At 74.5% G+C, this 9,967-nt stretch carries 9 protein-coding genes; 3 read left to right on the top strand and 6 right to left on the bottom strand.

The features are described 5' to 3' along the window. From GUY60_RS27735 to GUY60_RS27715, 5 genes are all read right to left on the bottom strand, one after another. Positions 1 to 928 (bottom strand): SGNH/GDSL hydrolase family protein (locus GUY60_RS27735; RefSeq protein WP_312866450.1); only part of this gene is annotated, 928 nt, incomplete at its 3' end. Further along, positions 925 to 2,211 (bottom strand): glycosyltransferase, encoded by a 1,287-nt coding sequence (locus GUY60_RS27730; RefSeq protein WP_161702628.1) that lies wholly within the window; start codon positions 2,209 to 2,211, stop codon positions 925 to 927. The genes GUY60_RS27735 and GUY60_RS27730, both read right to left, overlap by 4 nt. Then, positions 2,208 to 3,329: a glycosyltransferase family 4 protein gene (locus GUY60_RS27725; protein WP_161702626.1), complete on the bottom strand. Its 1,122-nt coding sequence runs from the start codon at positions 3,327 to 3,329 to the stop codon at positions 2,208 to 2,210. Before GUY60_RS27725 ends, GUY60_RS27730 begins: the two co-directional genes overlap by 4 nt. Positions 3,330 to 3,461: 132 nt before the next feature. Next, positions 3,462 to 4,883 carry a HEAT repeat domain-containing protein gene (locus tag GUY60_RS27720; protein WP_161702624.1) on the bottom strand — a complete coding sequence of 474 codons (1,422 nt, stop codon included), beginning with the start codon at positions 4,881 to 4,883 and terminating at the stop codon, positions 3,462 to 3,464. Positions 4,884 to 5,145: 262 nt separating this feature from the next. Further along, positions 5,146 to 5,538: an ankyrin repeat domain-containing protein gene (locus tag GUY60_RS27715; RefSeq protein ID WP_161702622.1), complete on the bottom strand. Its 393-nt coding sequence runs from the start codon at positions 5,536 to 5,538 to the stop codon at positions 5,146 to 5,148. A gap of 264 nt (positions 5,539 to 5,802) precedes the next feature. On the opposite strand from GUY60_RS27715, the gene GUY60_RS27710 reads away from it, so the two are divergent. Further along, the gene (locus tag GUY60_RS27710; RefSeq protein WP_018534760.1) at positions 5,803 to 5,997 is read left to right on the top strand and encodes a hypothetical protein; all 195 of its coding nucleotides are present in this window, start codon (positions 5,803 to 5,805) and stop codon (positions 5,995 to 5,997) included. 36 nt (positions 5,998 to 6,033) lie between these two features. Further along, positions 6,034 to 7,587 (top strand): hypothetical protein, encoded by a 1,554-nt coding sequence (locus GUY60_RS27705; RefSeq protein ID WP_161702620.1) that lies wholly within the window; start codon positions 6,034 to 6,036, stop codon positions 7,585 to 7,587. 49 nt (positions 7,588 to 7,636) lie between these two features. Here the strand turns inward: GUY60_RS27705 and GUY60_RS27700 are convergent, their stop codons facing one another. After that, positions 7,637 to 9,130, bottom strand: coding sequence for an SCO1417 family PLP biosynthesis transcription factor (locus GUY60_RS27700; protein WP_161702618.1), 1,494 nt, complete (start codon positions 9,128 to 9,130; stop codon positions 7,637 to 7,639). Between the two features lie 134 nt (positions 9,131 to 9,264). On the opposite strand from GUY60_RS27700, the gene yczE reads away from it, so the two are divergent. Further along, positions 9,265 to 9,933, top strand: a complete 669-nt coding sequence (yczE, locus tag GUY60_RS27695) for a membrane protein YczE (RefSeq protein ID WP_161702616.1) — start codon at positions 9,265 to 9,267, stop codon at positions 9,931 to 9,933. The last annotated feature ends 34 nt before the right edge of the window (positions 9,934 to 9,967 follow it).

The raw sequence follows: 9,967 nt of genomic DNA, 5'->3' as shown, positions 1-9,967 counted from the left end.
CCACCGCCAGCGCCGCCGAAGCCGCCGCCGCGGCCCTGCGGTCGAGCCGGGCGGCCGTACCGCGCACTGCGTGCCGTGCCTCGTCCGCCGCGAGGCAGGCCAGTTGCGGCAGCAGGTCCGTGGAGCGGCGCAGCACCCAGCCCGTACCGGCGGTCGCGAGCCACCACAGGGCGGCCGTATGCGTCGGCGCGGGCTGTTCCGGCGTACGGGACGGGGCGGGACCCAACTCCCATCCCCTGGCGGAGAGTTCGGCATGGAATCGGACGGCGAGGGCGCGGTGGCCGCGCTCCCCGGGGTGCAGCCGGTCGGCGCTCCAGAGGGACCGGTCCGCGACCCACTCCGCGTCGGCGGCGTGCACATGGACGGCGCCGTACCGCGCGGACAGGGCGTGCACCACGGTGTTCACGGCGCGCTGCCGGCGGGCCAGCGGCCGGGCCAGGGTGCCCGGCAGGCCGAGCAGCGCGCCCGGGTCGGGCAGGCAGGCGGTGAGCACCTGGGCGCCGCCCGCGGCGAAGGCTCCGTACACGCGGTCGAGGCGGGCGGTGACGCGGTCGATGTCGAAGGTTCGGCGCAGCGTGTCGTTGACACCCACGACGACGGCGGCGACGTCCGGGGCGAACTCAAGGGCCCGTGGGGTCTGCCGCTCCCACACATCGGCGCTCTGGGCCCCGCTGACCGCGAAGTTGCGGAATTCCACCGGCACTTCGCGCACCCCACCTTCGCGCACCCCTCCCTCGCGCACCCCTCCCTCGCGCACCCCTCCTCCGCTCACTCCGCCTCCGCACACCCCGCGCCGCGTCGAGAAGCACGGAGCGAGCAGTTCCGCCCAGCCGCGCAGCCCCTCCCCCACCGGATCACCCACGCCTTCGGTGAGCGAGTCACCGAGCGCGGCGAACCGCACCGGGTCCGCCCCGCTCACCGCGCTCACCGCGCACTCCGCACACTCACGGGCGCCGAGCCTGGGGCCGGAGGGGCCCCATCGACCGGGAGCGCGTCGTGCGCCGCCAGGAACGCCCCGACCGACCGCTCCCAGCCGAAAACCTCCGCACGCGCGCGTGCCGCCCGCCTGCGTTCCGGTTCGGGCCGCTCCAGCACCGCGAGCACCGCGTCCGCGAACCCGCCCCCACCAACGGCAGCCGCACCCGCACCGGCCACACAGGCCACCGCACCCGCCACGCGGGACGACGCCGTATCCTCCACCCCCACGACCTCCGGCAGCGCCGACCCCGCGTGCACCACCACGGGCGTCCCGCAGGCCAGCGCCTCCAGTGCCGCGAGGCCGAAGGTCTCCGCGGGTCCGGGCGCCAGGCACACGTCCGCCGTGGCCTGCAGGGCCGCAAGACGGGCCCGGTCGGCGACGTGTCCGAGGAACGTGACGCTCAACCCCCGCGCGCGTGCCCGCCGTTCGAGGCGGCCGCGCAGCGGTCCCTCGCCCGCGACCACGAGCCGGGCCCGCACACCCCGCGCCCGCAGCTCCGCAAGGCAGTCGAGCGCCGTGCCGGGACGCTTCTCGACGGAGAGACGTGAGCACAGGACGAGCAGTACCTCACCGGCACGCGCGTAGTGCCCCCGTAGCGCCGTGTCCGCCGCCTCGGGGCGGCACCGCTCCAGGTCGACGCCGAGCGGGGCGCGGACGACGTTGCGGGCGCCGATCCGGTGGAACTCCCGCTCCGCCCACGCGGTGGTGCACACCACGCGCGTATAGGCGTGTGCGGTACGGGAGTTCAGGGCGTCGGCCGCCCGTCGCGCCAGGGGCGCGGGCACACCCCAGGTGCGCAGCACGCCGTCGGCCGTCTCGTGCGAGACCATCACGGCGGGCACCCGGGCCCGCCGCGCCCACTCCCCGGTCCAGCGCAGCGTGGTGCGGTCGGAGACCTCGAGCCGGTCCGGCGCGAGTTCCTCCAGGAGGCGGCGGAGCCGGTCCCGGTCGGCGAGCACCCGGTAGCCGCCGCTGCCGGGCAGCACGGGCCCGGCAAGGGTGATCACCCGCCCCTGCGCCGTCTCCCGGTCGTCGTGGCGCGCACCCGGCACGACGAGCACCGGCTCGTGCCCGGCCGCCCGGTAGCCCGTACCCAACTCCCTCAGTGCGGTGCGCAGTCCGCCCGATCCCGGGGTGACGAAGTTCGCGAGCCGCACGATGCGCAGGCCCTCAGCGGCGACGCGCCCCGCGCCACCGCCACCGCCACCGCCGTACGACTGTGCCGCACTCATGCCGCCACCGCCGTGCGCCCGCCGAGAACGGCACCGTAGTGCTCGATGAGCCGGTCCCCGACGGCCTCCCAGGTGCGGCCCTCGACGGCAGCACGCCCGGCGCGGCCGTACGCGGCCCGCAGCGCGGGATCCGCCGCGAGCGCCCACACGGCGTCGCGCACGGCGGCCGCGTCGTCCGGCGGCACGAGCAGCCCGGTGCGGCCAGGACGTACGAGATCGAGCGGGCCGCCCGCCGCGGGCGCCACCACGGGCACGCCGCTGGCCATGGCCTCCTGGACGGTCTGGCAGAACGTCTCGTACGGCCCGGTGTGCACGAAGAGGTCCAACGAGGCGAAGATCCGGGCGAGTTCGTCGCCGGTGCGGCGGCCGAGGAAGACCGCGCCGGGCAGCGCCGCCCGCAGCGACGGCTCGCTGGGCCCGTCGCCGACGACGACCACGCGGACACCGTCGAGGCCGCACACCCCGGCGAGCAGGTCGACCCGCTTCTCGGGGGCAAGCCGTCCCACGTAGCCGACGAGGAGTTCACCGCCGGGCGCGAGGCGGCGGCGCAGCGCGGCGTCCGCGTGCGCGGGCCGGAAGCGCGCGGTGTCGACGCCGCGCGGCCAGAGATGGACCCGGGGGACGCCGTGCCGGGTCAGTTCGCGCCGGGCGGCGGTGGAGGGGGCGAGGGTGCGGTCGGCCGCGGAGTGCACGGCGCGGATCCGCCGCCAGGCGGTGCCCTCACCGGCGCCGACGTAGGTCCTGGCGTAGCCCGCGAGGTCGGTCTGGTAGACGGCGACGGCGGGGATGCCGAGGCGGGCGGCGGCCGCCATGCCGCGCGCGCCGAGCACGAACGGGCTGGCCAGATGGACGAGTTCGGCCCCGTACGCGGAGAGCGCGGCGGCCACCCGGCGGCTCGGCAGCGCCACCCTGACCTGCGGGTAGCCGGGCAGCGGCAGGGAACGGACGCGGAGCACGGGGCAGGGCCCGTCGGCCTCGGGCGGTGCGCCGGGGGCGGCGGGGGCGATGACGAGCGGCTCGTGTCCGCGCCGGAGCAGGTGGCGGACGGTCTGCGCGGCACAGTGGGCCACGCCGTTGACGTCGGGAGGGAAGGACTCGGTGACGATGACGACACGCATACGGGTGTTGTCGTCGCCCGCGGCATGGCCACGCCAACGTGGATCTTTCCGGCCGCGGAACGTCCCATGAGCGTTCCGGGCCCGCGCGGGGCCCGGCAGTGGTCGCCCGGGAGTCCGGTCCCTGAACTCCGGTCAGACGGCGGAGGCGTCGGGGCCGATCCGGCTGCGTACGGCCGTCTGGACCTCGTCCTCCTCGGCCGGGTCGGCGGCGAGCCTGCGGAGTTGCTCGACGACGCGCGCGTCGCCGGTCTCCGCGTGCCGGGCGGCGACTTCGCGGGTGGACTCCTCGCAGTCCCAGAGGCATTCGACGGCGAAGCCCGCGGCGAACGACGGGTCGGTGACGGCGAGCGCACGGGCGGCGCGGCCGCGCAGGTGGGAGGAGGCCGTCTCGCGGTAGACGTGGCGCAGGACGGGGGCCGCGCAGGCGATGCCGAGCCGTCCGGCCCCGTCGACGAGGGTCCAGAGGGTGGCCGCATCGGGCCCTTCGCCGCGCACCGTCTCGCGCAGCGCGCCCAGTACGAGTCCGGCGTCGTCGGCGCCGCCCCGGCAGGCGAGGACGCGGCCGGCGGCGGCGCCCAGTTCGTCGGGCCTGCCGACCCAGGCGCGGGCCTGGCCGACGGCACCGTCGCCGCCCATCCGCTCGAAGGCGTCGACGGCGGCGTCCACGACGATCCGCGAGCCGTCGGACACGGCGGCGGCGATCAGTTCGAGCACCTGCGGATCGCGGGCGTCGGCGAGGTAGCGCAGCGCGGTGCTGCGGGCGCCGTCACTGCCCGCCCTGGCGGCGAGCACGATCTCGGCGCGGTCCTCGGGCGTGGCCACGGCGGTGAGGCAGCGGGCGGCGGGCACATGGAGCCCGGCCGTACGCCCGATGGCCTCCTCGGCCCAGTCGAAGACGGCCCGGACGCTCCAACCGGGGCGCGGGCCCGATGAGTTGAGCTGCCGCTGCCACTGCGCGAAGGAGCCGCGCTCCTGGGCGCCACGGACACGTTCGGCCAGCTCCGGCCGGGTGGGGTCGTCGGCCCAGAGCCGCCAGGGCCGCGGCTCGAAGGCGTCCCGTACGACAGCGGCGAGTTCGGCCTCGCCCTCCGGGGTGCGCGGGAAGCGGGCGAGCACCGGTCCGGCGAGGGCGCGCAGCCCCGCGTCCTCGTCACGCAGCGCCAACTCGTCAAGCGCCCACGCCCAGTTGCTGCCGGTGGCCGCGTACCGCCGAAGCAGCAGGAGCGCGTCGCCCCTGCCGTACGAGGCGAGGTGGCCGAGGACCGCGAGGGCGAGCCCGGTACGGGTCTCGTCGTCGTCCAGGATGTCCGCCGCGCAGAACAGGTGCCGCTCGATGCCGTCGAGCTCGCCGTGCAGGTCGAGGTAGAGGCGGGCGTAGTAGAGGGAGCGGTTCTCCACCTGCCAGTCGTGCCGTGGATCGCTCAGCACGCATTGGTCGAGGGCGGCGAGGGCTTCCTCGCGGGGAGCTGTGAGCGCGTGCAGTGTGCCGTCTCCGCGGCCCCGCTGAAGCAGGCCGAGCAGAGTGCCACTGGGCGCTATGACCGTGTCGAACATGGAAAATGCCTCACATCAAGCTGTCGACGCAACAGGGGATCGCGCATTACCTGCCGGCGCGACAACACGTGTGGCTGCCCGTCGTCAAATGCTTGTCGTAGACCATTTTCCTCTGCCTCTCGTCGTGGCCCGGAACGGGGCCGTCACGGCCCGCGTGCTGCAGCGTCTGCCCAGCAGTCGTGTCCGTGAACCACGACGTCATGATGGACCAGCGGCTTCGGCGCCCGCGACCAGATTTACGGCTGCTCGCGGGCCGCCCCCGCTACTGGGCGTCGAACAGCTCGAGCAGCTCGGTCTTCCCGAACATCCGCGCCGTGTCCACCGCCGACGGCGTCCCGGCGGCCGGGTCGGCGCCGCCTTCGACGAGGGCCTTGATCACGTCGTCCTCGCCCTTGAAGACGGCCCCGGCGAGCGGGGTCTGGCCGCGGTCGTTGACCCGGCCCGCGTCGGCGCCGCGGGCGAGCAGCGCGCGCACCGCGTCCGCGTGGCCGTGGTACGCGGCGAGCATGACGAGGGAGTCACCGCGGTCGTTCGTGAGGTTCACCGGGACACCCGCGTCGAGGTACGCGGCCAGCGCCTCGGTCTCGCCCTGCCGTGCGAGATCGAAGATCTTCGTGGCGAGCTCCACGACCTCCGGATCGGGGGCTTCAGTCATCGGCAGGACCGCCTTTCGCAGTGAGTGGGCCGTACGAGTGAAAGCGCCAGCGTACTGCCCCTGTCGGTACATGACCGAGCGTGCCCGAGGCAAAGATTCCGGCGGCCCCGGTGGGGCCTCGCGGACGCTCGGGCGGCCCAGAACATTGGGCCAGATTAGGGAAATTGGGCGAATTTCACCCTGTTGCACCTTTTATCGTATGGATACATGCTGTGAGCCTGGAAGAACTCATGGTGACTGTCCCCATCAACCAGGAGAACCCTCATGATCCTGTCCATCTCAGGCGTCGTGCTGCTCGGAATCATCGTCTTCCTGTTCTTCCGCAAGGACGGACTCAAGGCATCACACGCCCTGGTCTGCGCCCTGTTCGGCTTCTACCTCGCGGGTACCGCCATCGCCCCGAGCATCAAGGCCGGCGGCGCGAGCCTGGCCAGCCTGCTCGGCGGGATCAAATTCTGACCTTCCGGACCCGCGCAACAACTTCAGGAGACAGACGTGGCCAGGCGTCCACTGCCCCGCATTCTCACCAGCGGCACCGTGTCCATCGCTCGGAGCCGAGAGCTCGCCAGGACGGCCGCCGACAGCGCCACCGACGTCCTCCACCCCTTGATCACCATCACCAAGGGACTGCGCCGCCTCGCTGCAGCCGGGCGGCGCAAATGGACCGAGACCCCCAAGGACCGGCGCGGACCACTGCTGTTCCTCGTGGCCTCCGTGATCCTCGTGGTGGCCCTCATCCCGTACGGGCCACTGCTCGGCCTGGTCACGCTCATGGCGACCGCCGCGTGGCAGGGCCGTGACCGCACCCCGGTGCGGACCGGTCCCGACGAGGCCCAGGTCGAACGGCTCAGCTCGCTCTACGAAGCGCTGGTGCCGTACTTCTCCGTGGCCGACGACCCCAGCCCGCTGTACTCCCACGGCGGCGAGTGGGACAAGGTGTTCAGCGGCCACGACTTCGACAACGACGGCCGGATCTCCCGGCTCGTGCTGCGCTACCCGGCCTACTTCACCGACGGCGAGGCCGACGCGCGCGCTCGCATCGAGCACCTGCTGCACGCCAAGTCCGGGCGCGGCCGCGAGTACCACTTCACCTGGGACGAGGAGGGCAACCGCCTCACCCTGACCGTCCTGGCCCCGCTCCCGACGGACATCGCCGCCCAGCGGTTCGTCACCTCACCCGGCGAGACGGTGCTCGGCTTCACCGACGAGACCTCCGTACAGCGCACGCTGCCGGTCACGGACGGCGCCCAGAAGCAGCGGGACGTGCCGCCCGTGGTGTGGCGCACCGGCATCCGCTCCACCGAGCCGCACCTCCTCGCCGTCGGCCAGCCCGGCAGCGGCACCACCACCCTGCTGCGGTCCGTCGCGGTGCAGGCCCTGCTGCACGGCGACGTGGTCATCGTGGAGGGCAGCGGCACCGGCGAGTACGCCTGCCTGGTCGGCCGCGGCGGCGTGCTCGCCGTGGAGTGCGGCCTGTCCGGGGCGCTGGCCACGCTCGAGTGGGCGACGAACGAGACCGAGCGCCGCCTCATCGCCGCCAACCAGGCACGGCAGGCCGGCCACCCCACCCCGGACGACTGCAAGCGCCCGCTGTGGATCCTGGTCGACCGGCCGAGCGCCCTGGGCCACCTGGCCGCCGCGGACGGCGTGAGCGACCCGCAGGCGCTGCTCCAGGTGCCCCTGCGGCACGGCCGCGCGGCGGCCGTCACGGTCGTGGTGGCCGAGCAGTTCGACAGTCTGGACGCCCTGACCGACCCGGTACGCCAGCACACCCGCGCGCGCGTGGTGCTCGGTCCGGCGACGCCCGCCCAGATGAGGGAGGTGCTCGGCGTCGAGCCGCGCACCACGCCGACCCCCGACGTCCCGCCGGGCCGCGGCTACGCCCGGCTCGGCTCGGGTCCCGTGCACCGCCTCCAGGTACCGGCCACGCCCGACCCGTACGACGACGCGACCAGCGACGCGCACTGCAGGGCCGTCCTCGAGCTGCTCCCCGAGCGGTCCGCGCCACCGGCCGACGCCGAGCCGGAGCCCGCGGTCGTCGAAAGCTGATCCGCACGCGCGAAAACGCGACCCACGCGCGCCCGCGCGTAGGGCCGCGTCAGGCCACGAAGGTACGGGGCGGCTCCGCGCCCGTACCGGCCCCCGACGCCACCAGGCGGGCCGCGGCGGCGAGCCGGGAGGCGGCCTCGTCGGCGACGGCGCCGCCGACCGTGAACGGCAGCCGCACATACCCCTCGAACGCGCCGTCCACGCCGAAGCGCGGACCGGACGGCACCCGGACCCCGACGCGTTCGCCGACCTCGGCGAGGCGCGAGCCGGACAGGCCGCCCGCGCGCACCCAGAGCGTGAGGCCGCCGCTCGGCACCTCGAACTCCCAGTCGGGCAGTTCACGGCGGATGGCGGGCACGAGGGCGTCGCGGTTCTCCCGCGCCTGGTCGCGCCGGATCTCCACCGCCTGCTCCCAACCGCCGGTGTTCATCAGCCAGTTCACCGCGAGCTGCTCGAGGACCGGGGTGCCGAGGTCGGCGTAGGCGCGGGCCGAGACGAGGCTGCGGATCACGTCGGGCGCCGCGCGCACCCAGCCGATCCGCATGCCCGCCCAGAAGGCCTTGCTGGCCGAGCCGACCGTGACGACGGTCGCGCCGCCGGGGTCGAACGAGCAGACCGGACGCGGCAGCTCCAGGTCCTCGTCGAGCCAGAGCTCGGACATCGTCTCGTCGGCGACCAGGACCGTGCCGGCCGAGCGGGCGGCCTCGACCAGGGCGCGCCGCTGCGCGTCGTCGGGCAGGGCGCCACTGGGGTTGTGGAAGTCGGCGACCACGTACGCGAGCCGGGGCGCGGCGTCGCGCAGCACCTGCCGCCAGCGGTCCATGTCCCAGCCGCTGAGGCCCTCGGCCATGGCGACGGGCACCAGGCGCAGGCCCGCCTCGCGCATCAGCTGGAGGATGTTGGCGTAACTGGGCGACTCGACCGCGATGCGCTCGCCGCGGCCGGCGAACAGATGGCAGATCGCGTCGATCGCGCCCATCGCGCCGGTGGTGACCATGATCTGCTCGGGCATCGTCGGGATGCCCCGCGCGGTGTACCGGTCGGCGATCATCTGCCGCAGCGCGGGTAGCCCCGCCGGGTAGTCGCCGTGGGTGTGCGCGTACGGCGGCAGCTCCTCGAGGGCGCCCTGCACCGCGCGCGTGAGCCACGGTTCGGGGGCGGGCAGCGCCGCGCAGCCCAGGTCGATCATGGAGCCGAGGGACTCCGGCGGCAGCGGTTCGAGGCCCCGCGCGGGCAACGGATTCCCGGCCGGTACGGCGGTCCAGCTCCCGGCGCCGCGGCGGGACTCGAGGAAGCCCTCGCCGCGCAGCGCCTCGTAGGCGGCGGCGACGGTGGTGCGGCTGACGTTCAGGGCGAGGGCCAGCTCGCGCTCGGCGGGCAGCCGGGCGGCGACCGGGACGCGGCCCTCGAGGACGAGCAGCCGGATGCCGTCGGCGAGCGCGCGGTAGGCGGGCGGGCGGCGGCCGGGGCTCGCGGGGCGCTGCTGCGAGCCGATCAGCCGGGCCAGCTGTCCGGAACCCACCGCCGAAGTCCACTGTGCCATCGCGACCAGTCCACCTTCCTCGAATTGGCCATGGTTGGCTCTGCCTGACAGGCCACACAGTGTCATGGGTCGGACCACTGGCACCACAGTCGGCCGCACCGAGACCTCACGAGACCTCATCAGGGGGGCACACCTTGTCCGAGCCGCCGAGCCCACGGAGCGCTCATCTCCCGCGCCGCGTACTGCAGTTGTACGTAGGGCTCGCGCTGTACGGCGCCAGCTCCGCGCTGCTGGTGCGCTCGGGACTCGGTCTCGAACCGTGGAACGTGCTCCACCAGGGCCTGGCCGAGCGCACCGGCCTGACCATCGGCGTCGTCTCGATCATCGTCGGCGCCGCGGTGCTCCTGATGTGGATCCCGCTCAAGCAGCGCCCCGGCCTCGGCACCGTCTCCAACGTCTTCGTGGTCGGCATCGCGATGGACGGCACCCTGGCCCTGGTCCCGGACGCGCACGCCCTCACGATCCGCGTCCCGCTGCTCGTCGGCGGCATCCTGCTCAACGGCCTGGCGACCGGGCTCTACATCACCGCGCGCTTCGGCCCCGGCCCGCGCGACGGCCTGATGACCGGCCTTCACCAGCGCACCGGCCGCTCGATCCGGCTGATGCGCACCGTGGTCGAGGTCGTCGTGGTGGCTGTCGGCTTCCTGCTCGGCGGCACGGTCGGCATCGGCACCGTCCTGTACGCCCTGGCCATCGGCCCGCTCGCCCAGTTCTTCCTGCGCGTGTTCGCCATCCCCGCGGCGGACGACGGCAGCACGGTGGTCGCCGGGGCGCCACGGAAGCGGGCGATACTGCGGCGGTGAGCCCCGTCCCGCAGCACCCCCGCCACCCCTACCT

The organism is Streptomyces boluensis (assembly GCF_009908195.1).
Taxonomy (GTDB): Bacteria; Actinomycetota; Actinomycetes; order Streptomycetales; family Streptomycetaceae; genus Streptomyces; species Streptomyces boluensis.
The sequence above is the reverse complement of the archived record's forward strand: the minus strand, read 5'-3'. Positions and strand labels throughout refer to the sequence as shown.

Coding starts and splice junctions, on each gene's coding strand:
- GUY60_RS27730 (WP_161702628.1), bottom strand. CDS start 2,211: ATGAGTGCGGCACAGTCGTACGGCGGTGGCGGTGGCGGTGGCGCGGGG.
- GUY60_RS27725 (WP_161702626.1), bottom strand. CDS start 3,329: ATGCGTGTCGTCATCGTCACCGAGTCCTTCCCTCCCGACGTCAACGGC.
- GUY60_RS27720 (WP_161702624.1), bottom strand. CDS start 4,883: ATGTTCGACACGGTCATAGCGCCCAGTGGCACTCTGCTCGGCCTGCTT.
- GUY60_RS27715 (WP_161702622.1), bottom strand. CDS start 5,538: ATGACTGAAGCCCCCGATCCGGAGGTCGTGGAGCTCGCCACGAAGATC.
- GUY60_RS27710 (WP_018534760.1), top strand. CDS start 5,803: ATGATCCTGTCCATCTCAGGCGTCGTGCTGCTCGGAATCATCGTCTTC.
- GUY60_RS27700 (WP_161702618.1), bottom strand. CDS start 9,130: ATGGCACAGTGGACTTCGGCGGTGGGTTCCGGACAGCTGGCCCGGCTG.